This is a genomic window from Brevundimonas sp. FV1ye7S, from assembly GCF_058680995.1.
Genome location: NZ_CM178726.1, coordinates 1,734,076 through 1,758,888, shown reverse-complemented (window position 1 = coordinate 1,758,888; position 24,813 = coordinate 1,734,076). Strand labels below are relative to the sequence as shown.

32 protein-coding genes and 1 other RNA gene are annotated in these 24,813 nt (G+C 66.8%); 14 read left to right on the top strand and 19 right to left on the bottom strand.

Going from position 1 to position 24,813, the window contains the following annotated elements; genetic code table 11:
- Window positions 1-2: 2 nt before the first annotated feature.
- The 12 genes from ACW18C_RS08485 to hemA form a co-directional block, all read right to left on the bottom strand.
- The gene (locus ACW18C_RS08485; protein WP_492070478.1) at window positions 3-2,150 is read right to left on the bottom strand and encodes a sodium-translocating pyrophosphatase; all 2,148 of its coding nucleotides are present in this window, start codon (window positions 2,148-2,150) and stop codon (window positions 3-5) included.
- 173 nt (window positions 2,151-2,323) lie between these two features.
- Entirely contained in the window at window positions 2,324-2,755 is a 432-nt protein-coding gene (locus ACW18C_RS08480) for a hypothetical protein (RefSeq protein WP_154725498.1), read from the bottom strand.
- Between the two features lie 43 nt (window positions 2,756-2,798).
- Entirely contained in the window at window positions 2,799-3,788 is a 990-nt protein-coding gene (gene thiL / locus ACW18C_RS08475; RefSeq protein ID WP_492070477.1) for a thiamine-phosphate kinase, read from the bottom strand.
- Entirely contained in the window at window positions 3,788-4,312 is a 525-nt protein-coding gene (gene nusB, locus ACW18C_RS08470; RefSeq protein WP_008258889.1) for a transcription antitermination factor NusB, read from the bottom strand. Before nusB ends, thiL begins: the two co-directional genes overlap by 1 nt.
- Window positions 4,309-4,770, bottom strand: a complete 462-nt coding sequence (gene ribH / locus ACW18C_RS08465) for a 6,7-dimethyl-8-ribityllumazine synthase (RefSeq protein ID WP_008263826.1) — start codon at window positions 4,768-4,770, stop codon at window positions 4,309-4,311. Before ribH ends, nusB begins: the two co-directional genes overlap by 4 nt.
- Window positions 4,767-5,900, bottom strand: a complete 1,134-nt coding sequence (gene ribB / locus ACW18C_RS08460) for a 3,4-dihydroxy-2-butanone-4-phosphate synthase (RefSeq protein ID WP_492070476.1) — start codon at window positions 5,898-5,900, stop codon at window positions 4,767-4,769. The genes ribH and ribB overlap by 4 nt, the downstream gene beginning before the upstream one ends.
- Window positions 5,900-6,490, bottom strand: coding sequence for a riboflavin synthase (locus ACW18C_RS08455; protein ID WP_492070475.1), 591 nt, complete (start codon window positions 6,488-6,490; stop codon window positions 5,900-5,902). Before ACW18C_RS08455 ends, ribB begins: the two co-directional genes overlap by 1 nt.
- Window positions 6,491-6,580: 90 nt before the next feature.
- On the bottom strand, window positions 6,581-7,207 hold the full coding sequence (locus tag ACW18C_RS08450) for a RibD family protein (RefSeq protein ID WP_492070474.1): 627 nt from the start codon (window positions 7,205-7,207) through the stop codon (window positions 6,581-6,583).
- Complete coding sequence (gene nrdR / locus ACW18C_RS08445) at window positions 7,207-7,692, bottom strand: transcriptional regulator NrdR (RefSeq protein ID WP_492070473.1); 486 nt, start codon at window positions 7,690-7,692, stop codon at window positions 7,207-7,209. Before nrdR ends, ACW18C_RS08450 begins: the two co-directional genes overlap by 1 nt.
- 8 nt (window positions 7,693-7,700) lie before the next feature.
- Window positions 7,701-8,984 (bottom strand): serine hydroxymethyltransferase, encoded by a 1,284-nt coding sequence (glyA, locus tag ACW18C_RS08440; protein WP_292147446.1) that lies wholly within the window; start codon window positions 8,982-8,984, stop codon window positions 7,701-7,703.
- 83 nt (window positions 8,985-9,067) lie between these two features.
- Window positions 9,068-9,250, bottom strand: coding sequence for a DUF6898 family protein (locus ACW18C_RS08435; protein WP_492070472.1), 183 nt, complete (start codon window positions 9,248-9,250; stop codon window positions 9,068-9,070).
- 7 nt (window positions 9,251-9,257) lie between these two features.
- Complete coding sequence (gene hemA / locus ACW18C_RS08430; protein WP_292147444.1) at window positions 9,258-10,484, bottom strand: 5-aminolevulinate synthase; 1,227 nt, start codon at window positions 10,482-10,484, stop codon at window positions 9,258-9,260.
- Window positions 10,485-10,737: 253 nt separating this feature from the next.
- Between hemA and ACW18C_RS08425 the strand changes: the two genes are divergently transcribed.
- From ACW18C_RS08425 to ACW18C_RS08410, 4 genes are read left to right on the top strand one after another with little or no spacing between them, the layout of a single operon-like run.
- The gene (locus ACW18C_RS08425; RefSeq protein WP_492070471.1) at window positions 10,738-11,583 is read left to right on the top strand and encodes a thymidylate synthase; all 846 of its coding nucleotides are present in this window, start codon (window positions 10,738-10,740) and stop codon (window positions 11,581-11,583) included.
- Window positions 11,583-11,894 (top strand): nucleoside triphosphate pyrophosphohydrolase family protein, encoded by a 312-nt coding sequence (locus ACW18C_RS08420; RefSeq protein ID WP_426025407.1) that lies wholly within the window; start codon window positions 11,583-11,585, stop codon window positions 11,892-11,894. The genes ACW18C_RS08425 and ACW18C_RS08420 overlap by 1 nt, the downstream gene beginning before the upstream one ends.
- A complete protein-coding gene (locus ACW18C_RS08415) occupies window positions 11,891-12,418 on the top strand; it encodes a dihydrofolate reductase (RefSeq protein WP_492070470.1) in 528 nt (175 codons plus the stop codon). The genes ACW18C_RS08420 and ACW18C_RS08415 overlap by 4 nt, the downstream gene beginning before the upstream one ends.
- Window positions 12,419-12,427: 9 nt before the next feature.
- Window positions 12,428-12,748, top strand: a complete 321-nt coding sequence (locus ACW18C_RS08410; RefSeq protein WP_154725504.1) for a YbjQ family protein — start codon at window positions 12,428-12,430, stop codon at window positions 12,746-12,748.
- Between the two features lie 34 nt (window positions 12,749-12,782).
- Here ACW18C_RS08410 and ACW18C_RS08405 read toward each other — a convergent pair whose 3' ends face one another.
- Window positions 12,783-13,880, bottom strand: a complete 1,098-nt coding sequence (locus tag ACW18C_RS08405) for an NADH:flavin oxidoreductase (RefSeq protein ID WP_492070469.1) — start codon at window positions 13,878-13,880, stop codon at window positions 12,783-12,785.
- Between the two features lie 75 nt (window positions 13,881-13,955).
- The gene (locus ACW18C_RS08400) at window positions 13,956-15,032 is read right to left on the bottom strand and encodes an Mrp/NBP35 family ATP-binding protein (RefSeq protein ID WP_492070468.1); all 1,077 of its coding nucleotides are present in this window, start codon (window positions 15,030-15,032) and stop codon (window positions 13,956-13,958) included.
- A gap of 53 nt (window positions 15,033-15,085) precedes the next feature.
- Here ACW18C_RS08400 and miaA point away from each other — a divergent pair, with 53 nt between their 5' ends.
- From miaA to ACW18C_RS08385, 3 genes are all read left to right on the top strand, one after another.
- Window positions 15,086-15,979 carry a tRNA (adenosine(37)-N6)-dimethylallyltransferase MiaA gene (gene miaA / locus ACW18C_RS08395; protein ID WP_492070467.1) on the top strand — a complete coding sequence of 298 codons (894 nt, stop codon included), beginning with the start codon at window positions 15,086-15,088 and terminating at the stop codon, window positions 15,977-15,979.
- Window positions 15,980-15,989: 10 nt separating this feature from the next.
- Window positions 15,990-16,357: a transfer-messenger RNA gene (ssrA, locus tag ACW18C_RS08390) on the top strand.
- A gap of 89 nt (window positions 16,358-16,446) precedes the next feature.
- Window positions 16,447-16,917, top strand: coding sequence for an SspB family protein (locus ACW18C_RS08385; protein ID WP_008262374.1), 471 nt, complete (start codon window positions 16,447-16,449; stop codon window positions 16,915-16,917).
- 4 nt (window positions 16,918-16,921) lie between these two features.
- On the opposite strand, the gene ACW18C_RS08380 is transcribed toward ACW18C_RS08385, so the two are convergent.
- Both ACW18C_RS08380 and ACW18C_RS08375 read right to left on the bottom strand, forming a co-directional pair.
- A complete protein-coding gene (locus ACW18C_RS08380) occupies window positions 16,922-17,278 on the bottom strand; it encodes a RusA family crossover junction endodeoxyribonuclease (RefSeq protein WP_492070466.1) in 357 nt (118 codons plus the stop codon).
- Window positions 17,275-17,775 (bottom strand): peptidylprolyl isomerase, encoded by a 501-nt coding sequence (locus ACW18C_RS08375; protein ID WP_492070465.1) that lies wholly within the window; start codon window positions 17,773-17,775, stop codon window positions 17,275-17,277. Before ACW18C_RS08375 ends, ACW18C_RS08380 begins: the two co-directional genes overlap by 4 nt.
- Window positions 17,776-17,976: 201 nt before the next feature.
- On the opposite strand from ACW18C_RS08375, the gene fumC reads away from it, so the two are divergent.
- Both fumC and ACW18C_RS08365 read left to right on the top strand, forming a co-directional pair.
- A complete protein-coding gene (gene fumC / locus ACW18C_RS08370) occupies window positions 17,977-19,368 on the top strand; it encodes a class II fumarate hydratase (protein WP_035306008.1) in 1,392 nt (463 codons plus the stop codon).
- Between the two features lie 4 nt (window positions 19,369-19,372).
- Window positions 19,373-20,110: an AAA family ATPase gene (locus tag ACW18C_RS08365; protein ID WP_492070464.1), complete on the top strand. Its 738-nt coding sequence runs from the start codon at window positions 19,373-19,375 to the stop codon at window positions 20,108-20,110.
- Window positions 20,111-20,112: 2 nt separating this feature from the next.
- Here the strand turns inward: ACW18C_RS08365 and ACW18C_RS08360 are convergent, their stop codons facing one another.
- Complete coding sequence (locus ACW18C_RS08360) at window positions 20,113-20,499, bottom strand: YccF domain-containing protein (RefSeq protein WP_292147437.1); 387 nt, start codon at window positions 20,497-20,499, stop codon at window positions 20,113-20,115.
- A gap of 226 nt (window positions 20,500-20,725) precedes the next feature.
- Between ACW18C_RS08360 and ACW18C_RS08355 the strand changes: the two genes are divergently transcribed.
- Both ACW18C_RS08355 and ACW18C_RS08350 read left to right on the top strand, forming a co-directional pair.
- Window positions 20,726-21,970 (top strand): patatin-like phospholipase family protein, encoded by a 1,245-nt coding sequence (locus tag ACW18C_RS08355; RefSeq protein WP_008263692.1) that lies wholly within the window; start codon window positions 20,726-20,728, stop codon window positions 21,968-21,970.
- Window positions 21,971-21,972: 2 nt separating this feature from the next.
- Window positions 21,973-22,149, top strand: coding sequence for a DUF4169 family protein (locus ACW18C_RS08350; protein ID WP_008264174.1), 177 nt, complete (start codon window positions 21,973-21,975; stop codon window positions 22,147-22,149).
- Window positions 22,150-22,152: 3 nt separating this feature from the next.
- Here the strand turns inward: ACW18C_RS08350 and ACW18C_RS08345 are convergent, their stop codons facing one another.
- Entirely contained in the window at window positions 22,153-23,043 is an 891-nt protein-coding gene (locus tag ACW18C_RS08345) for a DMT family transporter (RefSeq protein WP_492070463.1), read from the bottom strand.
- A gap of 107 nt (window positions 23,044-23,150) precedes the next feature.
- On the opposite strand from ACW18C_RS08345, the gene ACW18C_RS08340 reads away from it, so the two are divergent.
- Genes ACW18C_RS08340 through ACW18C_RS08330 form a run of 3 tightly spaced genes read left to right on the top strand, consistent with a single transcriptional unit; the run spans window position 23,151 to window position 24,533 of the window.
- Complete coding sequence (locus ACW18C_RS08340) at window positions 23,151-23,567, top strand: YbaY family lipoprotein (RefSeq protein WP_492070462.1); 417 nt, start codon at window positions 23,151-23,153, stop codon at window positions 23,565-23,567.
- Entirely contained in the window at window positions 23,564-23,788 is a 225-nt protein-coding gene (locus ACW18C_RS08335; RefSeq protein WP_492070461.1) for a ribbon-helix-helix domain-containing protein, read from the top strand. The genes ACW18C_RS08340 and ACW18C_RS08335 overlap by 4 nt, the downstream gene beginning before the upstream one ends.
- Window positions 23,789-23,813: 25 nt before the next feature.
- Window positions 23,814-24,533, top strand: a complete 720-nt coding sequence (locus ACW18C_RS08330) for an SIMPL domain-containing protein (protein ID WP_492070460.1) — start codon at window positions 23,814-23,816, stop codon at window positions 24,531-24,533.
- On the opposite strand, the gene ACW18C_RS08325 is transcribed toward ACW18C_RS08330, so the two are convergent.
- Window positions 24,514-24,768: a hypothetical protein gene (locus tag ACW18C_RS08325; protein WP_040349516.1), complete on the bottom strand. Its 255-nt coding sequence runs from the start codon at window positions 24,766-24,768 to the stop codon at window positions 24,514-24,516. The two genes, ACW18C_RS08330 and ACW18C_RS08325, sit on opposite strands and share 20 nt — an antisense overlap.
- Window positions 24,769-24,813 lie beyond the last annotated feature (45 nt).

Genomic DNA, 24,813 nt, shown 5'->3' with positions numbered 1-24,813 from the left:
GCTTAGCCGATATTTCCGCTCGCCAGCACCGCCAGCAGCAGCAGCGCCACGATATTGGTGATCTTGATCATCGGATTCACCGCCGGGCCGCTGGTGTCCTTGTAGGGATCCCCCACCGTATCGCCGGTCACGGCCGCCTTGTGGGCTTCGGAGCCCTTGCCGTGGACCACGCCGTTCTTGTCGGTGAAGCCTTCCTCGATCACCTTCTTGGCGTTGTCCCAGGCGCCGCCGCCCGAGGTCATCGAGATGGCGACGAACAGGCCAGTGACGATCACCCCCATCAGCATGGCGCCCAGCGAGGCGAAGGCGTTGGCCTTGTCCGAAATCGCCAGCACCGCGACGAACAGGACGATGGGCGACAGCACCGGCAACAGCGACGGCACGATCATCTCGCGAATCGCCGCCTTGGTCAGGATGTCCACCGCCCGGCCGTACTCCGGCTTGACCTGATAGGTCATGATGCCGGGGTTCTCGCGGAACTGCCGTCGCACCTCGGCCACCACGGCCTCCGCCGCGCGCCCGACCGCCATCATCGACATGCCGCCGAACAGGAAGGGCAGCAGCCCCCCGAACAGCAGGCCGACGACGACATAGGGGTTGGTCAGGTCGAAGGCGATCGGCCCCATGTCGGCGAAGAAGGGATAGTCCGCCGGATTGGCCGAGAAATACTGCAGGTCCGACGTATAGGCTGCGAACAGCACCAGGGCCCCCAGGCCGGCCGAACCGATGGCGTAGCCCTTGGTCACGGCCTTGGTGGTGTTGCCCACCGCATCGAGCGCATCGGTGGACCGCCGCACCTCGCTGGGCAGGCCCGCCATTTCGGCGATCCCCCCGGCGTTGTCCGTCACCGGCCCGAAGGCGTCCAGCGCCACGATCATCCCCGCCACGCCCAGCATGGTGGTGGTGGCGATGGCGATGCCGAACAGACCCGCCAGCTGGAAGCTGGCCACGATGCCGACGATGATCGTCAGGGCCGGAAGCGCCGTGGCCTCCAGCGAGACCGCCAGCCCCTGGATCACATTGGTCCCGTGACCCGAGACCGAGGCGTTGGCCACCGACTGCACCGGCCGGAATTTCGACCCCGTGTAGTATTCCGTCACCACCACGATGGCCGCCGTCACCGCCAGCCCGACCATGCCGGACCAGAACAGGGCCATCGGCTGGATCGTCAGGCCGCTTCCGGTCACGATCGGCCCCGTCACCATCTGGTTGATCACCCACCAGACCGCGCCGATGGACAGGACGCCGGTCACGATCAGCCCCTGATACAGCGCCCCCATGATGTTGTGGCTCTTGCCCAGCCGCACGAAGAAGCTGCCGATGATCGAGGTGACGATACAGACTGCGCAGATCGCCAGCGGCAGCACCATCAGGGCGCCCACATAGGGCTGATCGCGGAAGAAGATGGCCGCCAGCACCATGGTCGCCACCGTCGTCACCGCATAGGTCTCGAACAGGTCGGCCGCCATGCCGGCGCAGTCGCCGACATTGTCGCCCACATTGTCGGCGATGGTCGCGGCGTTTCGGGGATCGTCCTCGGGGATGCCGGCCTCGACCTTGCCCACCATGTCGCCGCCCACGTCGGCGCCCTTGGTGAAGATGCCGCCGCCCAGACGCGCGAAGATCGAGATCAGCGAGGCGCCGAAGCCCAGGGCCACCAGACCGTCGATCACCTCGCGGCTGGTCGAGCCCAGACCCAGGTGATGGGTCAGCACGATAAAGTAGCCGGACACCCCGATCAGGGCGCCGCCCGCCACGAACATGCCGGTGATGGCGCCCGAGCGGAACGCCAGGTTCAGTCCCTTGGACAGGCTCTCGGACGCCGCCTGCGCCGTGCGCACATTGGCCCGCACCGAAATCAGCATGCCGGCGTAACCGGCGGCGCCCGACAGGACGGCCCCGATCACGAAGCCGACCGCCGCATAGACGCCGATCAGCAGATAGGCGGCGATCAGGATCACGACTCCGACCATGCCGATCGTCAGATATTGCCGCTTCAGATAGGCCGAGGCGCCTTCCTGAATGGCGGCGGCGATCTCTCGCATCTTGTCATTGCCGGTGCTCGCCCTCATCAGCACGGCGGTCTGGGCGGCGCCGTACAGCACCGCCAGAACGCCTGCCGCGAAGACCAGCGTAAGTGAGTTCGTCATTGACGTTTCCATGCCCTTGCAACAAGCGCACGGATCCTTGCGACGGCGGGCGTTATCGCCTCTGTCCGACGTCCGGTCCCCCCGAGCGCGGCGGACGCGTCAGTGCGTCCCTTGGGATTTGCAGAGGGAGCGTGTCATGGGCGTCAAGTTGACGCAACCATGGTTGCGGACCTTCAGACGCCCGGCGTCATGCCCGCGCGCAGGCGCGGGTTCTGGGCGATGATCTCGGCCCGTGCGACGGAGCCCCGTCCAGAGATCGCGTTCGCAGCCGCGACAAGGGCCGCAGACATCCGGTTTTCGTCCAGCCGCGTCCAGTCGCCCGCAACAGTGAAGGGGGTGCGGTGGGCCGCCTTGACCAGGGCGTCGCGGAAGAACGCCTCCTTGGGCCGCATCTGCTCGACCGTCTTGCCCCCGCCGATATGCAGCTTCAGCGAGACGAAGACGTAGTTTCTAAGGCGACCGTCGGCGATCACCGGCAGCCCGACGCCGGGGATGCTCAAGGCCGGGGCCTCGGCGGGGGTCTTGCTGGATGAGGCCCGGGCCGATGTAGCGGCGACGCCGGCCAGGGCGACTGTTCCAGACGTGATCAAGGTTCTGCGATCCATGACCGCCACCCTAGCGGTGCGCGGTTAGGATTGTGTTGCCGGCTCAGCCATGGGTCCAGCCGCGCCGCGCCAACTCTATCCGCCGTCCCCCATAGTCGACCGCAACGCCCGCGCCCGCCGTAACCGCTCCGATCCGGGTCAGGCGCAGCAGGCGGCGTTCGGCCTCGCGACGCAGGGTCTCCTCATGGCGGGGATGCGCTGTGAAGACGATCTGGTAGTCGTCGCCGCCGGTCGCCAGGTCCTCCAGCGCCGCCTGCGGATCGACCCGGTCCTCGAACCAGGCCTGGGCGGCGGCGGACAGGGGCAGGACGCTGAGGTTCAGGGCAATGCCGACGCCGCTGGCCTTGGCGATATGGTTCAGGTCCGCCGCCAGACCGTCGGACACGTCCGCCGCCGCCGTCGCCAGGTTCCGGACGACCTCCGCGAAGTCCAGTCTCGGCATGGGGCTCCGGTAATGGTCGATCAGGCGCGCAAGCCGTTCGGCGTCCAGCTTCAGCTTGGCTTGCGCCGCCTGAAGCCCCAGCAGGCCATCGCCGATGGTTCCGGTGACGAAGACCAGGTCTCCCACCTGGGCGCCCGCGCGCGACACCGCCCCACCCGCCGGAACCCAGCCAAGGGCTGTCAGGGAGAACACCGCCGGCCCCGGCGTCCTGACCGTGTCGCCGCCCATCAGAAACACCCCGAACAGGGCCTGATCCTGCGCCAGCCCGGCCGCAAAGGCCTCGCGTTCGGGCCAGCCGCAGCGGTCCGACCAGCAGCAGGCCAGCAGATAGCCGAAAGGCTCGGCTCCCTTGGCGGCCAGGTCCGACAAGTTCACCCGCAGCAGCTTCTTGGCCACCGTGTCCAGCGGATCGTCGGGCAGGAAATGCACCCCTTCGACGATTGCGTCCTTGGTCAGAACCAGGTCATAGCCGGGCCGCGAGGGCAGCACCGCCACATCATCGGCCAGCCCCCGGCCCCATTCGGGATGGGCCAGGGGCCGCAGCAGCCTCTCGATCGTCTCGAACTCGCCCGCGACGTCGAGCGACGGCATTATTTGCGCGTGTCTCTGGACACGCCGTCCAGCGCCGCATTGACGAACCGCGCCTCGGAGTCGTCGAAGAAGGCCTTGGCCAGTTCGACATATTCGTCGATCACGACCTCGCGCGGCGTCTCCGGGTGTTTGATCAACTCCCAGGCGCCCGAGCGCAGGAGGGCGCGCAGGGTGGCGTCGATCCGCTCCAGCTTCCAGTTGGACGCCAGGCGGGCCTTGATCGCCGTGTCGATGTCGCGCTGGCTCTCGATCACGCCCCGCACGATGTCGGCGAAATAGGCTTCGTCGGCCTCGGCCAGGGCCTCGCCCTCGATATCCGTATCGAAGCGGAAGTTGGCGAATTCGGTGATCACCGTCTCAACGCCCTCGCCCGCCAGCTCCATCTGGTACAGGGCCTGGACGGCGGCGAGACGCGACACGGTGCGCGCACGGCGTTGTTTGGAGCTGAGATGAGGCTCGGCCCGCTGCTTCTCGGCCTCGGCCAGTTGTTCGAGGACGGCTTTGACGCTGTTCGGTTCAGTCATGCGCCGAGGCCTAGCCGCAACCGCTTCTTCAATGCAATGAGCTCGAGACAGGCTTTGGCCGCCCCGCCCCCCTTATCCCCTTCGGAAAGCCGCGCCCGGGCCCAGGCCTGGTCCTCGTCCTCGGTCGTCAGGATGCCGTTGCCGATCAGCAGTCCCTTGACGCCCAGGGCCATGAGGCCGGCCGCCGACTGGTCCGAGACGATCTCGAAATGATAGGTCTCGCCGCGGATCACGCAGCCCAGGGCGACATAGCCGTCGTAACGGGGCGCGGTCGGGAACCGTCCGGCCTCCTCGGCCATGGCGATGACGGCCGGGATCTCCAGGGCGCCCGGCACGGTGACGACGTCGAACTCGGCGCCGCGCGCCTTCAACGTCTCCTTGGCGCCCTCCAGCAGGGCGTCGGCCAATTCGTCGTAGAAGCGCGCCTCGACGATCAGAATACGGGGGGCCTCGGTCACGACTTGTCTTCTCCATCCATGTCGCGCCAGCCGACGATGCGCAGGCCATAGCCCTCAAGCGCCGTCGGTTCAGGCCGCGTCGAACTCATCACGATCATGTCTCTGACGCCCAGGTCCAGCAGGATCTGCGCGCCCACGCCATAGGCTCGCAGCGACCGGTCCACCGCCGCCGGCTTGTCCACGCCCGCCAGACGTTCCGCCAGCGAGGTCAGCGACGGATCGCGCAGGAAGACGACCACGCCCGGACCGTCATGGTCGGTGATCTGTTTCAGCGCCTTGGGCACATAGTCCTGGCGCGTCTCGACATGGCCCAGCAGGTCGCAGGCGAAGTCCACCTGGTGCATCCGCACCAGGGTCGGCTTGGACGGGTCGATCTTGCCGTGGACCAGGGCGACGTGTTCCGCGCCCTCGATGGTGTTCCGGTACAGCATCAGGCGGAACGGCCCGCCGTGGACGCTCTCGAACGGCGTATCCATGACCCGTTCGACGAACCGCTCGGTGCGGCGGCGATAGGCGATCAGGTCCGCGATAGTGCCGATCTTCAGCCCGTGCAGTTGGGCGAAGGCGACCAGATCGGGCATCCGCGCCATCTCGCCGTCGTCCTTGATGATCTCGCAGATCACCCCGGCCGGCGTCAGGCCCGCCATGCGGCTGATGTCCACGGCGGCCTCAGTATGGCCGGCGCGGACCAGAACCCCGCCGTCGCGCGCTACCAGGGGGAAGATGTGGCCGGGCGAGACGATGTCGTCCATGCCCTTCGACGCGTCGGTGGCCACATGAATGGTGCGCGACCGGTCGGCCGCCGAAATCCCCGTGGTCACGCCCTCCTTGGCCTCAATCGAGACGGTGAAGGCGGTCTTCATGCTCTCGCGATTGTCGGCCGCCATCGGCGGCAGCCGCAGCTGATTGGCCCGCTCGGCCGTCAGGGCCAAACACACCAGCCCGCGGGCCTGGCGGATCATGAAATTGATCTGGTCGGGGGTCGCGAACTGGGCGGGGATGATGATGTCCCCCTCGTTCTCGCGGTCCTCGGCGTCCACCAGGATGTAGGGACGGCCGTTGCGGGCGTCCTCAAGAATGTCCTCGATGGGACTGATCGGGCTGTCGTTCATGTTTGCGGCCAATTGCATCACGCCGTCTCCTGCCACCGCGCGAGGTATCGCGCCAGCATGTCGATCTCGAGATTGACCGGATCGCCCGCCTTCAGACGGCCCAGGGTCGTCACATCCCACGTATGCGGAATGATATTCAACGAAAACACCTGTCCCGCGACGCTGTTCACCGTCAGGGACACCCCGTCCACGGTGATCGAGCCCTTGGCGGCGATATAGCGGTGCAGCGGCGCCGGCGCCTCGACCTCGACCCGGTGCGACCCGCCCTCCGGCGTGATCGAGACGACGCGGCCCAGGCCGTCGACATGGCCCGAGACCACATGGCCGCCCATCTCGTCGCCCAGTTTGGCGGCGCGTTCCAGATTGACGCCGTCGCCGGCCTTCCACGCGCCCAGGGTCGTCTTGGACAGGGTCTCGTTCGACACCTCGACCGCGAACCAATCCGTCCCCTTCTCCGTCACCGTCAGGCAGCAGCCCGCGTGGCTGATCGAGGCGCCCAGGTCGATCCCGGACACGTCCCAGGCGGTCTGGATCTCATAGCGGCGATCCCGCTCCGTCTCACGGACGTCGCGAACGCGCCCGATGTCGGTGACGATTCCGGTGAACATTTCGGCTCCGGTCCCTTCCGGACCCAAAAAACACAGTCTGAATAGTCTGAATCGTCTGAAATCGACCGGCGAAAACGCCCGGCGGCGGCGTCACGATCGCTCGTAGCGCTCCCACAGATCGTCTCCGACGGGCGTGACGCCCAGGCGACGGAACTTGGGGGCGTCGGCCAGCTTTGCAAGAGCAAGGGCCGCCACGCAGGGCCGCCCCTCCCCGCCCAGCAGGATCGGCGCCCGGAACCACTCCAGCCGGTCCACAGCCCTGGCCCTCAGGAAGGCGGCCGCGACCTGCCCCCCGCCCTCGATCAGCACCGAGTCCACGCCCGCCGCCTTCAGCGCCTTCAGCACCGCCGGGATCGCCGGACGCCCGTCCTCGTGGTCGGCCTCGACCCGCCGCACCTGGGCTGCGCCGACGGGCTTCGGTTCGACCGTCGTCAGGATCAGGGTGTTTTCGCCCGCCAGTTTCGCCGTCGCCGGCGTGCGCAGCCGACTGTCCAGCACCACCCGCAGCGGCTGGTCCACGCTGCGCCCCGGCAGGCGCGCGGTCAGTTCGGGGTCGTCCTTCAGCACCGTCTCGACGCCCACCAGAACGGCGTCATGGCCGGCGCGCAGCCGATGCCCTTCCAGCCGCGCCGCCTCGCCGGTGATCCACCGGCTTTCGCCCGTGGCCGTGGCGATACGCCCGTCCAGCGACGTGGCCAGCTTCAGGGTGACGCGCATCAGGCCTTGTCGGAGGGCTCGTCGAAGCCCCCATCGGAAAAACCTTCGGCGCCCAGGAATTTGGCGAAATCACCGGTATGGCGGAAGTCCTTGTAGACCGAGGCGTAGCGGACATAGGCCACCTCATCCACGCCCTTGAGGGCCTTCATGATGAAGTCGCCTACCGTACTCGACGGCACTTCGGTCTCGCCCAGGCTCTCCAGCTGGCGCACGATCCGGTTGACCATCTGCTCGACCTGTTCGGGCTGGACCGGCCGTTTGCGCAGGGCCACGCCCAGCGACCGCTCCAGCTTGTCGCGGTCGAACGGCGTGCGCCGCCCGTTGCGCTTCAGGATCACCAGTTCGCGCAGTTGCACCCGTTCGAAGGTGGTGAAGCGCCCGTTGCAGTTCGGACAGGATCGACGGCGTCGGATCGCCGAGCCGTCGTCCGACGGCCGGCTGTCCTTAACCTGGGTGTCCTGATGACCGCAGAAGGGGCACTTCATCGGTCAGATCATCGGTAGATGGGGAAGCGGTTGGTCAGCTCCCGCACCTGGGCCGCCACGCCCGCGACCACGGCCGGATCGGCTTCATCGCCGCCGTTCATCGACGAGACGACGTCGGCGATCCAGTGGCCGATCTGCTTGAACTCGTCCTCGCCGAAGCCGCGCGTCGTGCCCGCCGGCGTGCCCAGGCGAACGCCCGAGGTGACGGTGAAGGGGGCGGTGTCGAACGGCACGCCGTTCTTGTTGCAGGTCATCAGCGCCTTCTCGAGCTCGTGCTCGGTCGCCTTGCCGGTCACGCCCTTGGGCCGCAGATCGACCAGGGCCAGGTGGCTGTCGGTGCCGCCCGAGACGATGGCCAGGCCGCGCTCGACCAGGACGCCGGCCAGGGCCTGGGCGTTCTTGACCACTTGCTGGGCGTACAGTTTGAACTCGGGCTGCAGCGCCTCGCCGAAGGCCACGGCCTTGGCCGCGATCACATGCTCCAGCGGCCCGCCCTGCAGGCCGGGGAAGACGGCCGAGTTGATCTTCTTGCCCAGCTCGACGTCGTTGGACAGGATCATGCCGCCGCGCGGTCCGCGCAGGGTCTTGTGCGTCGTCGTGGTCACGACGTGGGCGTGCGGGATCGGATCGGGATAGGCGCCGCCGGCGACCAGGCCGGCGTAGTGGGCCATGTCCACCATCAGATAGGCGCCGACGCTGTCGGCGATCTCGCGGAACCGCTTGAAGTCGATGTGGCGGCTATAGGCGCTGGCGCCGGCCAGGATCAGCTTGGGCTTCTCCTTCTGCGCCATCTCCGCCACATGGTCATAGTCGATCAGATGGGTGTCTTCGCGGACCTTGTAGGTCACGGGCCGGAACCACTTGCCCGACTGGTTCGCCGGCGACCCGTGCGTCAGGTGCCCGCCGCAGGCCAGGTCCATACCCAGGAATGTGTCTCCGGGCTGCAGCAGGGTGAAGAACACCGCCTGGTTGGCCTGGGCGCCCGAGTGGGGCTGCACATTGGCGAAGGCCGCGCCGAACAGTTTCTTGGCCCGTTCGCGCGCCAGATCCTCGGTCACATCGACGAATTCGCAGCCGCCGTAATAGCGACGACCAGGATAGCCCTCGGCGTATTTGTTCGTCAGAACCGAGCCCTGCGCGTCCAGCACCGCCTGGGAGACGATGTTCTCCGACGCGATCAGCTCGATCTGCTCCTTCTGCCGCCCCATCTCGCCCTGAATAGCCTTGAAGACGTCCGGATCGGCGTCGGCCAGGGTCTTGGTGAAATAGGCGTCATGGGTGAAGGCGGTCACGTCGGAATCCCCGCGTCTGAGAAGGCCGCCTATCTAGGCCGCAGCGCGCCGAACCACAATATCTTGTGTCCCACCCAAGCCTTCTAAAGCCCCAGCGCCCGCCTCAACTTCGCGATCGCCACCCGCTCGACCGCCTTGGGCTCGTTGACCGGCCCCATGGCGCTGACCTCGCGGCCGGTGGCCACATGGATGGCCGAGCATTTGATATAGGGGCCGTTGCGCACGGTCTCGACGATCACCTCGCCGAGGTCGTCGTCGTCCGCCACGTCTGTCTCAGGCCGCCACCGACCGGCGCGCCACATTGCAGTGGGCGAACAGGCGGTCCATGGCCTGGACGACATGGTCCATCATCTCGTCCGTGTGGTTCGGCGAGGGCGTAAAGCGCAGCCGCTCTGTCCCCTTGGGCACGGTCGGATAGTTGATCGGCTGAACATAGACGCCGTACTCGTCCAGCAGCATGTCCGAGATCATCTTGCAGTGGACCGGATCGCCGACGTGCACCGGCACGATATGGCTTTCCGAGTCCATCACCGGAATCCCGGCGGCGGCGAACCGCGCCTTCAGCGTCGCCGCCCGTTCCTGATGCTGTTCGCGCAGTTCGGGATGGGTCTTCAGGTGCCGCACTGACGCCAGGGCCCCCGCCGTCAGGGCGGGCGGCAGGCTGGTGGTGAAGATGAAGCCTGAGGCCCAGCTGCGCACGGCGTCGATGATCACGGCGTCGGCGGCGATATAGCCGCCCATGACGCCGATGGCCTTGCCCAGGGTGCATTCGATGATGTCGATCTGGTCCAGCAGGCCGTCACGCTCGGCCACGCCGGCGCCGGTTTCGCCATACAGGCCGACCGCATGGACCTCGTCCAGATAGGTCATGGCGCCGTATTTCCTGGCCAGGGCGATGGTGCCGGCCAGGTCGGCGATGTCGCCGTCCATCGAATAGACGCTCTCGAAGGCGACCAGCTTGGGCGCTCCGGCCGGAGCGGCGGCCAGCAGAGCCTCCAGATGGGCCAGGTCGTTATGCTTGAAGATGTGCCGTTCGCCGCCGCCCTGGCGGATGCCGGCGATCATCGAGGCGTGGTTCAGCGCGTCGGAGAAGGTGATGAGGCCGGGCAGGATCTTCTGCAGGGTCGACAGGGTCGCCTCGTTGCCGACATAGCCCGAGGTGAACAGCAGCGCCGCCTCCTTCTGGTGCCAGTCGGCCAGTTCGGCCTCCAGATCCACCGCCGAGCGCGTCGTGCCGGAGATGTTGCGCGTGCCGCCGGCGCCCGCGCCCACGGCGTCGATCTCGTCCTGCATGGCCTTCAGCACGACCGGGTGCTGGCCCATGCCCAGATAGTCGTTCGAGCACCAGATGACGACGTCCTGCTCGGACCCGTCCTCGCGGCGGCGCACAGCCTGCGGGAATTGCCCGCGAACGCGCTTCAGGTCGGCGAAGACGCGATACCGTCCTTCGCTGCGCACCTGCTCCACCGAGTTTTCAAAGGCGGCCTTATAGTCGAACACGATATTCGTTCTTTCGCTTATGGCGATCTCTGTCTTTTCTTTGCGCCCGACACCGAAGCTTGTCCATGTCCTGAGCATGGACAAAACGACCTAAAACCTTCATTGATAACGGTTCTCAGGTTTCGGCGGCAGGGTGTTCGACGTTTGAAGCCGTCCAGCGACCGATTCGATTCCTGTGGACGCCCGACCGCCGCAACCGATTTGCCCGGTCACGAATCGAATTCTGGGGCAGTTTGAGGTCATGACCGTTCAGATGATCCAAGCCGACCTCCAGGCGCGCAGCGCGGCCGCGCCCGCCGACCATCCGGAGCGGCAGTATCTGAACCTGCTGCGCGACATTCTGGACAATGGCGTGCGCCGCGACGACCGCACCGGCACCGGCACCCTGGGCGTCTTCGGCCGCCAGATGCGGTTCGACCTGTCGAAGGGCTTCCCCGTCCTGACGACCAAGAAGCTGCACCTGCGGTCGATCATCGTCGAACTGCTGTGGTTCCTGCGCGGCGAGACCAATATCGGCTGGCTCAAGGACAACGGCGTCCGCATCTGGGACGAATGGGCCGACGCCGAGGGTGAATTGGGGCCGGTCTACGGCAAGCAGTGGCGGTCGTGGACGGCGCCGGACGGCCGGTCCATCGACCAGATCGAGAAATTGGTTCACGGCCTGAAGACCAACCCCAACAGCCGCCGCCACATCGTCACGGCGTGGAACCCGGCCGATGTCGACGACATGGCCCTGCCGCCCTGCCACTGCCTGTTCCAGTTCTTCGTCGCAGACGGCAAGCTGAGCTGCCAGCTGTACCAGCGCAGCGCCGACGTCTTCCTGGGCGTGCCGTTCAACATCGCCTCCTACGCCCTGCTCACCATGATGCTGGCCCAGGTGGTCGGACTTGAGCCCGGCGACTTCGTCCACACCTTCGGCGACGCCCACCTGTATCTGAACCACCTGGAACAGGCCGAACTCCAGCTGACGCGCGAGCCCCTGCCCCTGCCGGTCATGCGCATCGCGCCCAAGACCGACCTGTTCGCCTTCGAACTGTCGGACTTCACGCTTGAGGCTTACGAAGCCTGGCCGCACATCAAGGCGGCCGTAGCCGTCTGATGGACCTCAGATCTTTGCAGGCCGACGTCCTGCGCATCTCCGACATCTACGCCGCCGAACATCAGATCGACCGCGACCGCGACTGGGCTCTGCTGAAGCTCCAGGAAGAGCTGGGAGAGCTGACGGCCGAACATCTGCGTCTGTCCGGACGGGCGCGCGGAACGCCCGACGCTGACGCCCTGGGCGACGAGGCGGCCGATGTTCTGGGCATGCTGCTGATCTATTGCGCGGGCGCAGGCGTTGATCTGGAAACGGCCATGCGGCGCAAATGGCTCAAATGGCTCGAACCCCAGACGGAAGACACGCCATGAGCATTCCCCTGATCTCCCTGGTCGTCGCCCGCGGGCGCAACGGCGTCATCGGCCGTGACGGCGACCTGCCCTGGCGGCTGCGCTCGGACCTGCAGCGGTTCAAGGCCATCACGGTGGGCAAGCCCTGTCTGATGGGGCGCAAGACCTGGGAGAGCCTGCCGCTCAAACCCCTGCCCGGCCGGCTGAACCTGGTGCTGACCAAGGACGAATCCTACGAGGCCGACGGCATGTCCAAGGGCGCCCTGGTCTGCGCCACACTGGATGAGGCGATCGAGATCGCGCGGGAGACGGCCGAGGAGGACGGCGTGGACGAGATCTGCGTCATCGGCGGCACCGCCCTTTTCGCCGCCGTCCTGCCCCGCGCGCGTCGCCTCTATATCACCGAGGTGGACGCCGCCCCCGAAGGAGACGCGGTCTTTCCACCGTTCGACGAAACGGCCTGGACCGAGGTATCGTCAGAAGTCCACACGGCGGGCGAGAAGGATGACCACGCCTTCACCTTCCGTGTGCTGGAACGTCGCTAGGAGAAGTCCATGTACGTCACGACCACCAACGATCTGCCCGGTTTCCGCGTCACCCGCCATATCGGCCTGGTGCGCGGCGTGACGGTGCGGTCCCGCAACGCCATTTCCGACGCCATAGGCGGGGTCCAGTCCATGCTGGGCGGACGTGTCGGCGCCTATGTGAAACTGGCCGAGGCCGGGCGTCAGGAAGCCTATGACGAACTGGTCAAACATGCCCAGGAACACGGCGCCAACGCCATCCTGGCCGTCCGCTACGACGCCACCGAGATCATGCCCGGCGTGACCGAAGTGCTGTGCTACGGCACGGCCGTGATCGTCGAGCCGGCCTGACCTCCGCAGAGACGGACCGACTCGACCAATCGCGTCACGACAGGGTCATCAGGTCCGAGCGCTCGAAGTTGCGCAGCTCGTCGGTGCGCCCGTCGCGGATCTTCTGCACCCAGTGCGGATCGGCCAGAAGGGCGCGGCCGACAGCCACTAGATCGAACTCCTCGTTCTCCAGCCGGCGCAGCAGGCCGTCCAGGGATGCGGGCTTCGATCCTTCGCCGCCGAACGCCGCGATGAACTCGCCGTCCAGGCCGACCGAGCCGACGGTGATGGTCGGCTTGTTCATCAGCTTCTTGGCCCAGCCGGCGAAGTTCAGGTCCGATCCCTCGAACTCCGGCTCCCAGAAGCGGCGTTGCGAGCAGTGGAAGACATCAACACCCGCGTCCGACAGGGGCGTCAGCCATTCGACCATCTGGTCCGGCGTCTCGGCGATCCGGGCGGCGAAGTCCTGCTGCTTCCATTGCGACAGGCGCAGGATGACGGGGATGTCGTCGCCGACGCCTTCGCGAACCGCCTTGACCACCTCGGCTCCGAACCGAGCGCGGTCGGCGATGGTTGGACCGCCCCAGCGGTCCTCGCGCACATTGACCCCGCCCCAGAAGAACTGGTCGATCAGATAGCCGTGGGCGCCGTGAATCTCGACGGCGTCGAAGCCCAACTCCCGCGCCGCGCGCGCCGAACGACCGAAGGCGGCGATGGTGTCGGCGACGTCCTCTTCGGTCATCGGCTCATACTTGGCCTTGCCCGGCGCCGTCAGGCCCGACGGACTGTCCACCTTGCCCAGCGGCGACCAGGCCTCGCCCTGCCCCCGCGCCGATCCGACATGCCAGATCTGCGGCGCGATCAGCCCGCCGGCGGTGTGCACCTCGTCCACCACCGCCTTCCATTGCGGCAGGGCGTCGCCGTGGAAGACCGGAACATTGGCGTCATTACGGGCGGCGGGCCGCTCCACGACCGTGCCCTCGGTGACGATCAGCCCCACCCTGCCTTCCGCCCTGCGACGATAATAGCCGGCCACATCAGAGGTCGGGATGCCGTTGGGAGAGAAGGACCGCGTCATGGGGGCCATGACGATGCGGTTGGGCAGGGTCAGCCCCTTGATGGTGAAGGGGCGAAACAGGGCGTCGACGCTCATCGGATCTCCTTGGGTATCGGTAAGACCGAAGGTGGCGAATACAGTTGCGTTTGAAAACCCCCTGCCGTGAAGTTTCTACAGTTCCAGGGCGGCCGCCACCTGATCGGCTATTGAGGCGAACCGGACAGCGATTTCACCACTCGGGTTGTCCGCCACAACGGGCAGACCCGCATCACCGCCCTCGCGCAGCGCGGCGTCCAGCGGCAGGGCTCCCAGGAAGGGAATGGACAGACGGTCCGCCTCCGGCTTGGCTCCGCCCTGTCCGAACACCGGGCCGGTCATGTTCTCGATCAGGCCCAGCGTCGGGACATTGACCCGTTGGAACAGTGTATGCGCCCGCCGCGCATCGGCCAGGGCCACTTCCTGCGGCGTCGAGACGATGACGGCGCCGTCCAGCGGCGTCTTCTGGATCAAGGTCAGTTGCACGTCGCCGGTGCCGGGGGGCAGATCAACGACCAAGACATCCAGCGGCGCCTCGGCCGTGCCCCACCGTGTCTGCGTCAGCATCTGGGTGATGGCCTGGGAGGCCATGGGGCCGCGCCAGATCATGGCGTCGTCCATCCTGGTCAGCAGGCCGACCGACATGGCCTTCAGCCCGTGCGCCTGGTGCGGAACGATGGCGCCGTCCTCATAGGCGGGCTGGCCGCTGATGCCCAGCATGGTGGGCAGCGACGGCCCATAGACGTCGGCGTCGAGGATCCCGACCGACAGGCCGCGTGCGGCCAGGGCGGCGGCCAGGTTCACCGCCACGGTCGACTTGCCCACCCCGCCCTTGCCGCTGGCGACGGCCAGGACGCGACGGACATGGGCCGGACGATCGGTGGGGACCGGCGCCTTGGCGCGCCCCTGATCCACAGCGGCCTTCGAAAGGCCTGCGGTGCGCGCCACCGGCCTGGCGAGTCCGGGTTTGGCTTCGGCCGTCAGGATCACCGACACGCGGTTCATGCCGGGAAGGACCTTCAGCGCGGCCTCGGCCGCGTCGCGAACGGGCGCATAGGTCGCGACCAGGCTGCGATCCACCTCAAGAGCGAAGCCGGCGCGGTCCTCAGCGACCACCAGTCCCTGCACGAGGCCCGAGGCGAACAGGCCCTGACCGGAGACCGGGTCCATGACGGCGTCGAGGGCGGCGATGACGGCGGAACGTTCGACCAAGGCGGTCTCCAGAAGACTTGCAGGCGACAAGGGGCGCGTTCTATCGCCCATGGATGTCGCCCGCGAGCCTCGATTTGTCCCAGCCGCCATTAGTCACCCTGATCGCCGGCCCCACCGCCTCGGGCAAGTCAGCCCTGGCGTTGAAAATGGCGCGCGAGACCGGCGCCGTGATCATCAACGCCGACAGCCAGCAGCTTTACGCCGACCTGCGCATCCTCACCGCCCGCCCGTCGCCTGAAGACGAGGCCCAGGCCGATCACTGGCTGTATGGCGTCGCCGATGCGGCGGACGCCTGGTCGGTGGGCAAATGGAGCCGTGCGGCCCTGAATCTGCTGGATATCGCACGCGCCGACGGGCGGCCGGCGATCCTGGTCGGCGGCACCGGTCTCTATTTCACTGCCCTGACCCGCGGACTGGCGGAGATCCCCCCTGTGCCTCAGAGCCTCCGTGACGCGGTCGAGGCGGACTATATGGCGCAAGGCGAAGCCGCATTCCGCGCCCGTCTCGCTGAAATCGACGCCGAAGCCGCCCGTTCCATCGAACAGGGCGACCGCCAACGGCTGGTCCGCGCCATGAGCGTCCATTCGGCCAGCGGCCGCGCCTTGAGCGACTGGAAGGCGGACACTCGCCCCCTGCTGTCGCCGGGGTCATGGAGGGGACGGGTCATCGAACCGGACCGTGCGGACCTCTACGCCAACTGCGACCGGCGTGTGGACCTGATGATGGAGAACGGCGCGCTCGACGAGGTGCGCGCCCTGACCGCGCGGAATCTGTCCCCGGCCCTGCCCGCCATGAAGGCGGTCGGGGTGCGCGAATTGGCGGCGTATCTGGCCGGAGAGATCGGTCGGGATGAAGCGATCGACGCCCTGAAACAGGCGACCCGAAACTACGCCAAACGCCAGCTGACCTGGTTCAGGAACCAGACCCCGGGCTGGGCGCGGGTTTGAAACGCACGCGGCGCTTGGAAAGCGTCCGCGCAACGCCTATATTGGACCTGTCCGGTTTCGGCCGGACTATAGCGATAAACGCGCTTGTAATAAGCGGACCGGACCCGGGTGCGATTCCCGGCGGCTCCACCAACTTTCTCCCCGCGTTATCGGCGGAGGCAGCATGGGGCCGACTAGCATCGACGGACGTGTAAAGAGGATTGCTTTCGCTCGTCCTGGCCCACCGTATCGGGCCATTTTCTAACTGCGAACGATAACTTCGCTGGAGAAGTCGCTCTCGCCGCGTAATGCGGTTCGGGTGATTTCGAATCTTAAGTCCTAGGGGTTCAGATCCTTGGGCGGGGCCTGTCGGGAGCCTGGCAACAGAATCCCGGCGTTTCTTCCGCACATACTGTCCGTTTACCCTATTCGCATCTTTCGCGGCGGGACCGGCGACGCTATCAGTCGCGCTGAATTGCGAGGTGACGATGACCGACCAGACCCCTCCGGTCGATGAGATGCAGTATGAGCGGCTGGCGCACGAGGCGTTGCGCGGCGTGATCCGTTCTGCGCTCGACCATGTTCTGGCCGAAGGCCTGCCGGGCGCCCACCACTTCTACATCACCTTCAAGACCCGCGCCGCCGGGGTCAGCATCCCGCCGGACATGCTGGCCAAATACCCGGACGAGATGACGGTGGTGCTGCAACACCAGTACGAGGACCTGCAGGTCGAGGCCGACCGGTTCTCCGTGAAGCTGCGGTTCGGCGGCGTGCCGCGCACCCTGGCCATGCCCTATTCGGCCGTGACCCGATTCTACGATCCCAGCGTCCAGTTCCTGCTTCAGTTCGACGAGCCCGAAATCGTCGAGGCGGTCGAAGAAGCGACGCCGCCCGAGGATCCGACGCCGGGCTCCGACGGCCCCAAGGTCGTGTCGCTGGACCAGTTCCGGAAAAAGTGACGGCTCAGTCCCGACGGGGATAGGAGCGGATCATGATCCGCTCCCTCTCGCCCTCGCGTCGCTCGACCAGCAGGCGGGCGACCTGACTGTCGTCGTGGAACAGATAGCCCTTGATGGAATCGAGCAGTGCCTTGGCCAGGTTGTCCAGATCCATCCACGGCGGCTCGCCCACATGCTCCATGTGGATCTCGACGACATGATCGCCCCAGGACGGGCGTGACGCCCATTCCTTGCGCATGAACTCATAGACCAGCGGCTTGTAGTATTTGGCCTGGGTGGTCAGGCCGTCGATGACGATCTCGACCGCCTCGCCGTCTTCCCGCGCCCGGACCTTGCCTGTCCCGATCCAGCCTTTCGTCATTGGGTGCAAGCGGCCGGCGCGGCGTCCAGCAAGCGCGCCGAACGGATCGTCACCGGCGGAGTCAGTTGCTCCGCATCGTCTGCCGGCATCCGCTGGATGCGGCGCGCGACATCCAACCCCTCGACGACTTTTCCGAACGCTGCAAACCCCTGACAATCAGGATTGCGGCCGCCACCGAAGTCGAGACTGGGCGTGTCCTGGGTGACGATGAAAAAGCTGGAAGTCGCGCTGTCCGGGGCACCCCGCGCCAGGGAAACAGTCCCGGCAAGATGGCGCAGCCCGGTGTCGCGGGTCCGCTCCAGCACGATGGGAGGCCGGGAGTCGTCATCGCTGCCGCGGGGCGTCGCCGCCTGAATGACGTCGATGGGATAGGGGTTGGCCGTATTGGTCTCGCGGAAGACCGTGCGGAAGAAGGACCCGTTGTCGTAGTCGCCGAAGACGACATAGCCGATGAAGTTGCAGGTGCTGATCGGCGCCGCAGCGGCGTCGAGCGCCAAGACGATCCGCCCCGCCGTAGTATCTAGGACGACCCGAGGACGCGCCGGATCAGCAGGAAGACTGGCGCAGTTCGCCAGCGCCAACAACGCGGCCGCCAGTATCGCCTTTGGTCTCATCATCTGGCCTCGCCTTGCCCTGTCCCGCTCTCGTGCTACACCGCCGCGCAACCAACCGCCACGTCTGAGAGACGAGATCCGCGCATGAGCAACGTCCGCATCGAAACCGACACCTTCGGCCCCATCGAGGTCGCCGCCGACCGCTACTGGGGGGCCCAGGCGCAGCGGTCGCTGGGCAATTTCAAGATCGGCTGGGAGAAACAGCCCCTGCCGGTCGTGCGCGCCCTGGGCATCGTCAAGCGCGCCGCCGCCGAGACCAACCGCGACCTGGGCAAGCTGGATCCGGCCCTGGCCGACGCCATCATCAAGGCGGCTAATGAGGTCATCGAAGGCAGGCTGAACGACCACTTCCCCCTGGTCGTCTGGCAGACGGGGTCGGGCACCCAGTCGAACATGAACGCCAACGAGGTGATCTCGAACCGCGCCATCGAAATCCTGGGCGGCGAGATGGGCTCCAAGAAGCCGGTCCACCCCAACGACCACGTCAACATGAGCCAGTCGTCGAACGACACCTATCCGACCGCCATGCACGTGGCCTGCGCGGAACAGGTGGTCAACGACCTGATCCCGGCGCTGAAGCACCTTCACGCCGCCCTGGACGCCAAGGCCAAGGCCTGGGCCCACATCATCAAGATCGGCCGCACCCATACCCAGGACGCCACCCCCCTGACCCTGGGCCAGGAGTTCGGCGGCTATGCCCAACAGGTCGCCAACGGCATCGAACGCATCGAACAGACCCTGCCCAAGCTGATGGAACTGGCCCAGGGCGGCACCGCCGTCGGCACCGGCCTGAACGCCCCCATCGGTTTCGCGGAAAAGGTCGCGGCCCAGATCGCCGAGATCACCGGGCTTGCCTTCACCACGGCGCCGAACAAGTTCGAGGCCCTGGCCGCCCATGACGCCATGGTCTTCAGCCACGGCGCCATCAACACCGTCGCCGCCTCGCTGTTCAAGATCGCCAACGACATCCGCTTCCTGGGCTCCGGCCCGCGTTCGGGCCTGGGCGAACTGGCCCTGCCGGAGAACGAGCCGGGCTCGTCGATCATGCCCGGCAAGGTCAACCCGACCCAGTGCGAAGCCCTGACCCAGGTCTGCGTCCAGGTGTTCGGCAACAACGCCGCCCTGACCTTCGCCGGCTCGCAGGGGCATTTCGAGCTGAACGTCTACAACCCCGTCATGGCCTACAACTTCCTGCAGTCGGTCCGCCTGGTCGCCGACGCGGCCATCAGCTTCACCGACAACTGCGTCGTCGGCATCGAGGCCCGCGAAGACAATATCGCGCGCGGCCTGAACAACTCGCTGATGCTGGTCACCGCCCTGAACGGCAAGCTGGGCTACGACCTCTGCGCCAAGATCGCCAAGACCGCGCACAAGAACGGCACCACCCTGCGCGAAGAAGCCGTCGGCGGCGGCTATCTGACCGACGCCGAATTCGACGAGGCGGTCCGTCCCGAGAAGATGATCTCGCCGGGCTGATGCGATGACCGCGCTGGAGCGTCCCTACTGGATCGAGGCCGTTTTCGAGCGCCGAGACGGCTGGGACGCTTCCGTCTATCCTTTCAACCTGCCGGTCGTGCGCACGCTCGACCGGCTGGCCTTCCATCCCAACGTGACCTTTCTGGTCGGTGAGAACGGCTCGGGAAAGTCCACGCTGATCGAGGCCCTGGCGGTGGCCTGGGGGTTCAATGCCGAAGGCGGCGGCCGCGAACATCGCTTCGGCACGCGCGACAGCCATTCCCCGCTGCACAGGTTCGTCCGGCCCGTTCGATCGGCGCAGCGGGTTCAGGACGGCTTCTTCCTGAGGGCGGAGAGCTTCTTCACGGTCGCCTCCTATCTGGAGGATCCCGAGGTCAGAGGCGAACGATACGGAGCCCGCCGACTGCATGAGCAGTCCCACGGCGAGTCCTTCTTCGCCCTGTTCGATAACCGCTTCATCGGCGACGGCCTTTACATTCTCGACGAACCGGAGGCCGCCCTGTCGCCCAGCCGGCAACTGTCCTTCCTCTCGCGTCTGCACGAACTGGTGATGGCGCGGTCGCAGCTGATCATCGCCACCCATTCGCCCATCCTGCTCGGCTATCCCAACGCCTGGATCTATCAGGCGTCAGACCATGGGCTCGAACGGATCGAGTACGAGGATACCGACCATTATCAGGTCACTCGCAACTTCCTTACTCGTCGCGAGATGATGTTGGACATCTTGCTGGAACTCGATTGAGCTCAGGGCTTGTCGCGGATCGTTCGTCCCACCGGCGCCAGGGCCAGCTTGGCCAGCTCCAGGTCCTTCAGGGCGAAGGGGATGCCGATGATGGATACGAACTCGGCCACCGCGATGATCAGGTGCGAGAGGGCGATGTACCAGCCGGCCACGACGAACCAGACGACGTTCAGCACCAGTCCCAAGCAGCCCGCCACCGGATGGGTGTCCTGCCAGACGATCTCCCGCCCGAACGGCCAGAAGGAATAGCTGGCGATCCGCCAGGCCGCGAAACTCCACGGCAAGCCGACGATGGTCAGGGCCAGGATCGCACCGCCCAGCAACCACAGCAGACCCGACAGCCAGCCGCCAAAAATGAACCACAGGATATTCAGGATCAGGCGGATCATTTCATCTCTCCGGCAGGCGTGGCCGTACAGATAGCCAAAACGCCCCGCCTGCGACAGCGGGGCATTCGTTAATTCGCTTTCACCCGGCTCTCCTGGCTCAGGGGGACCGGTCACCCGCTCGTCAGAACGCAGTGCTTAGAGACCGCCCTTGCACCCCCCGGTGATGACAAGGGGCCCGTCGCAGCGGTATGAACGCTGCCGGGGATTTTCAATGAGAACGCATCGGATGAGACGAATCTGTTCGAGTCTGCTGGCGGTCGTCATGGCCTTGTCGGTGGCGTCATGCGGCACCTTGGACCGGCCGACAGGACCGCTGCGCATCGCGGACGGCTCGCTGATACCGGCGCGGGATCCGCGCATTCGCGCCAATGACGCGGCCCGGCTGGCGGCTTTCTCCCAGGAAGTGGGCGAGCGGCTGTCGACGGGGCGGCCCCTTTCGATCCTGGCCCTGTCCGGCGGCGGCGCCAACGGAGCCTATGGCGCCGGGCTTCTGGTGGGCTGGACCGAGCGGGGCGACCGTCCGGTCTTCGACATCGTCACGGGGGTCAGCACGGGCGCTCTCGCCGCGCCCTTCGCCTTCGCCGGGTCCGAATGGGATCCGCAACTGGGCTATGCCTATACGGGAGGGGGCGCCAGCAGCCTGTTGAGCTGGCGCAGTCTGGCGATCTTCCTCTACCCCAGCCTGTTCAGCGCCGGCGCCCTGCGCAAGCTGGTGGACGAGAACGTCACCCTGGACCTGTTGCAGGCCATCGCCCGTGAACACGCCAAGGGCCGCCGCCTGCTGGTGGCCACGACGAACCTCGACAGCGAGGAGACCGTCATCTGGGACATGGGCCTGCTGGCCAGCCAGAACGACGAGAATTCTCGCGCCCTGTTCAAGGAAGTGCTGGTGGCCTCGGCCAGTATTCCCGGCGTCTTCCCGCCGGTCCTCATCGCGGGGCTGCAACCGGACCAAACCGTGGTGATGGAGATGCACGCCGACGGCGGCGTGAACACCCCTTTCCTCGCCATTCCGGAGAACCTGACCCTATGGACCCGCAAGCGCGAAGAACGGGGCGTCGGCAGCCTGTACGTCGTCGTCAATGGACAGGTCGGTCGCAATGACGGGGTCACCTCGGGCCGGCTGACGGCCATTCTGATGCGAAGCTACGACAGTATGAGCAAGGCCTCGCTGCGAACCCATCTGGCGACCACAGCGGCTTTCGCCCAGCGCAACGGCATGACCATGTCGCTGGCGGCCATACCCGACAACGTCGAGGCGTCCAGTCTGAAGTTCGACCAGCCGACCATGACCGCCCTCTTCAACCTGGGCCGCGAGCGGGGCCGGTCAGCGGACGGCTGGACCCGGCTCGACCAGGCCGCGTCGGGTCCCGTCTTCATTCCCCCCGCTGTCCTCCCGGAGGATCAAGTGCCCGAGGCCCTAAGGCCCAAGGAGCCGGAGACGCCGACTTCCGCCGCGCCGCAGCCCTAGACATGGCCGAGATCATAAATCTGAACCGGGCGCGAAAGGCGCGGACCAAGGCCGAGGACAAGACCCGCGCCGCCGCCAACCGCGCCGCCCATGGCCGCACCAAGGCTCAGAAACAGTCTGCGGACAAGGAGCGCGAGCGCGCCGCCCGGCAGCTCGATGGACAGAAGCTGGACGACTGATCCCTAGGCCTTCGGCGCGCGGATCAACAGGACCTGGCCGCCCAGCACCAGGATCAGGCCGATCAGCATGGTCACGCCGACATGGGCGCCCTCGAACAGGACCGACATGATGACGGCGATCGGCGGGGTCAGGGCCGAAATATAGCTGGCCAGGGCATAGCCGCGTTGCCGCGCCAAGGTGAAATACAGCCCGAAGGCGATCACCGATCCAAACAGGGACAGGTGCAGCAGAGACAGAATATAGGCCGGGGTCGGCTCGATCCGCCATTCCACGCCGGTCGCGAACCCATAGACCGCCACCATGGCCGTGCCATAGGCCATGGCCCAGGCGGTCGCGGCCATGACCGGCGCGCCGGCCTGTTGGCCGCGCCAGGCGAACCAATTGCCGAAGGCCGAGGCGAGGACGGCGATCAAGGCGAAGACCACGCCCAGAACGGGCGCCACGCCCGCGGAGACGCCTGCCCCCGACAACTGTCCGAACGACAGGACGGCGACCCCGCACACCCCCAGGATCGCCCCCTGCCAGGCGCCGGCGGCGGCCTTCTGGCGCTCCAGAACCCGAAACAGGATCAGGTTCACGAAGGCCAGGGCGGCGAAGATGACGGCGACGACGGCCGAGGCCACGCGTTCCTCCGCCGCATAGACGAAGCCGTAGCTGACGGCGAAGACGAAGGCGCCCTGCCCCACGGCGGCCAGATGCTGGGCGCGGGTCAGGCGCAGCGGACGCCGCGTCAGGGCGCAGAAGGCGAACAGAACGACTGCAGCCAGACCGAACCGCCAGACGATGGAGACGATCGGATCCACCACGCCCAGCTGCAGGGTGATGGCGAACCAGGTCGTGCCCCAGATCAGGGCGCAGACGGCGATGGCGAGGATGGTGATGGGGCGACTCATGGACTGGCTCCGGCGGGCGAAGTCCGCTTATCACCGACGTCGCGAAAGCGCCGCTCACGTCTTGCGCCCGAGTATGACAGACTGATTTTCCTCTAGAGGAGACCGCCATGCGTTACGCCCCCCTGATCCTGCCCGCCGGTCTGGTGCTGGCCGCCTGCGCGGTCGCGCCGACCGGTCCGGAGATGAGCGCAGGCACGACCGTCGTGACGGTCACCGCCCTGTACCGCGAGCGAATCATGCTGCCGCCCGGCCATGTGCTGACGGTGCGGGTCGAGGACGTCAGCCGGGCCGACGCCCCGGCCCTGGTCCTGGCCGAGGCCAGCGAGCCCCTGACCGGCGCCCCGCCCTATCGCGTCAGCCTGGGCCTCCCCACGGCCCAGATCGACCCGCGCCATGCCTATGCCGCGCGCGCCGAGATCCGCGACGCCGCCGGCACCCTGGTCTTCGTCACCGACACCCGTCACGCGGTCCTGACCCAGGGCGCTCCGGCCTTCGCCGAGATCGTGCTGAAGTCCACGCGGTGAGCGGCCTGGCCAAACGGTCCGTCGTTCTGGCGGGCCACGCCACCTCGGTCGCGCTGGAGCCCGAGTTCTGGGCGGTTCTGGACCGGATCGCCCTGACCCGCAGCCTCAGCAAGGCCCAGCTTCTGGCCGACATCGACGCCGGCCGGGGACGCCGTCCCCTGGCTTCAGCCTGCCGCCTGCTGGCGCTGAACTGGGTGGCGGAGCATGGTGTAAAAGCGTAAACCTTGAGCATAAAAGGAAGCCGCCATGGACAATAGCCGTCTCATTCCCGCCACCGTCATCGGGAGCCTTCTGGCCCTGGGGCTCATCGGCGCCGGCGCCCTGGTCGGTCAGGGCGTGATCCATGCGCGGGCCGGGGACCGGACCGTGACGGTTCGCGGCCTGTCGGAACGCAATGTGAAGGCCGATCTGGCGGTCCTGCCGCTGCGCTTCACCGCATCGGGCGATGTTCTGTCTGAAGTTCAGACACGCATCGACGGCGACCTGGCCCTGGTGCGGCAGTTCCTGACGGCTCAGGGTTATCCGGCCGACGCCGTCGATCTGGGCCGGCTGGAGGTAGCCGACACCCGGTCGCGCGAATACGCCGCCCAGAACGGCGGGCCGCGCTTCATCCTGGCCCAGACGGTCATCGTCCGCACGAACGACGTCGCCCGGGTTCAGACGACGACCCGCGCCCTGAACGATCTGGTGCGGCAGGGCGTGGTGTTGCAGGACTTCCAGGGTCCCTCCTATGTCTTCACCAAGCTGAACGATGTTCGGCCCCAGATGATCGCAGAGGGCACGGCGGCGGCCCGAACCGGGGCCGAACAGTTCGCCAAGGATTCCGGCACCCCGCTTGGTCCGATCCGTCAGGCCACCCAGGGCTCTTTCGAAATCCTGCCGCGCGACGGCGCAGGCGGAGACGAAGCCGCCTCGATCGACAAGAAGGTCCGGGTCGTGACCACCATCACCTATGGTCTGAAATAGGCCGGTCGGCCCGCGCCTCGCGGCGTTCCAGCGTCCTCTCCTCGGCGGATTGCGGCCGTTCGATCAACGCCGCATCGCCGTGGGGATCGTCTGCCGCTTCGGCCATGACGATCCACAGGATGATGAGCGCGAACATGCCGATCATGCCCAAGGCGAAGGCGCGCCAACCCGCCTTCGCAGCCTTGGGGGTGCGATCCGGCGTCTCCTCGATCTTCTGGTCGTCTCGTCCCATCATCCAAGGAACCGGCCTGCGCCGAAGCCAGTTCCAAGGTTTCATTTG

Coding starts and splice junctions, on each gene's coding strand:
- ACW18C_RS08330 (WP_492070460.1), top strand. CDS start 23,814: ATGGACAATAGCCGTCTCATTCCCGCCACCGTCATCGGGAGCCTTCTG.
- ACW18C_RS08455 (WP_492070475.1), bottom strand. CDS start 6,490: ATGTTCACCGGAATCGTCACCGACATCGGGCGCGTTCGCGACGTCCGT.
- ACW18C_RS08420 (WP_426025407.1), top strand. CDS start 11,583: ATGGACCTCAGATCTTTGCAGGCCGACGTCCTGCGCATCTCCGACATC.
- ACW18C_RS08365 (WP_492070464.1), top strand. CDS start 19,373: ATGACCGCGCTGGAGCGTCCCTACTGGATCGAGGCCGTTTTCGAGCGC.
- ACW18C_RS08380 (WP_492070466.1), bottom strand. CDS start 17,278: ATGACGAAAGGCTGGATCGGGACAGGCAAGGTCCGGGCGCGGGAAGAC.
- fumC (WP_035306008.1), top strand. CDS start 17,977: ATGAGCAACGTCCGCATCGAAACCGACACCTTCGGCCCCATCGAGGTC.
- ACW18C_RS08405 (WP_492070469.1), bottom strand. CDS start 13,880: ATGAGCGTCGACGCCCTGTTTCGCCCCTTCACCATCAAGGGGCTGACC.
- ACW18C_RS08485 (WP_492070478.1), bottom strand. CDS start 2,150: ATGACGAACTCACTTACGCTGGTCTTCGCGGCAGGCGTTCTGGCGGTG.
- ACW18C_RS08410 (WP_154725504.1), top strand. CDS start 12,428: ATGTACGTCACGACCACCAACGATCTGCCCGGTTTCCGCGTCACCCGC.
- ACW18C_RS08360 (WP_292147437.1), bottom strand. CDS start 20,499: ATGATCCGCCTGATCCTGAATATCCTGTGGTTCATTTTTGGCGGCTGG.
- ACW18C_RS08355 (WP_008263692.1), top strand. CDS start 20,726: ATGAGACGAATCTGTTCGAGTCTGCTGGCGGTCGTCATGGCCTTGTCG.
- ACW18C_RS08415 (WP_492070470.1), top strand. CDS start 11,891: ATGAGCATTCCCCTGATCTCCCTGGTCGTCGCCCGCGGGCGCAACGGC.
- ACW18C_RS08450 (WP_492070474.1), bottom strand. CDS start 7,207: ATGCGCGTCACCCTGAAGCTGGCCACGTCGCTGGACGGGCGTATCGCC.
- thiL (WP_492070477.1), bottom strand. CDS start 3,788: ATGCCGTCGCTCGACGTCGCGGGCGAGTTCGAGACGATCGAGAGGCTG.
- nrdR (WP_492070473.1), bottom strand. CDS start 7,692: ATGAAGTGCCCCTTCTGCGGTCATCAGGACACCCAGGTTAAGGACAGC.
- ACW18C_RS08345 (WP_492070463.1), bottom strand. CDS start 23,043: ATGAGTCGCCCCATCACCATCCTCGCCATCGCCGTCTGCGCCCTGATC.
- ACW18C_RS08350 (WP_008264174.1), top strand. CDS start 21,973: ATGGCCGAGATCATAAATCTGAACCGGGCGCGAAAGGCGCGGACCAAG.
- ACW18C_RS08325 (WP_040349516.1), bottom strand. CDS start 24,768: ATGATGGGACGAGACGACCAGAAGATCGAGGAGACGCCGGATCGCACC.
- ACW18C_RS08480 (WP_154725498.1), bottom strand. CDS start 2,755: ATGGATCGCAGAACCTTGATCACGTCTGGAACAGTCGCCCTGGCCGGC.
- miaA (WP_492070467.1), top strand. CDS start 15,086: ATGTCGCCCGCGAGCCTCGATTTGTCCCAGCCGCCATTAGTCACCCTG.
- ribB (WP_492070476.1), bottom strand. CDS start 5,900: ATGCAATTGGCCGCAAACATGAACGACAGCCCGATCAGTCCCATCGAG.
- ACW18C_RS08425 (WP_492070471.1), top strand. CDS start 10,738: ATGATCCAAGCCGACCTCCAGGCGCGCAGCGCGGCCGCGCCCGCCGAC.
- ACW18C_RS08340 (WP_492070462.1), top strand. CDS start 23,151: ATGCGTTACGCCCCCCTGATCCTGCCCGCCGGTCTGGTGCTGGCCGCC.
- ACW18C_RS08385 (WP_008262374.1), top strand. CDS start 16,447: ATGACCGACCAGACCCCTCCGGTCGATGAGATGCAGTATGAGCGGCTG.
- nusB (WP_008258889.1), bottom strand. CDS start 4,312: ATGACTGAACCGAACAGCGTCAAAGCCGTCCTCGAACAACTGGCCGAG.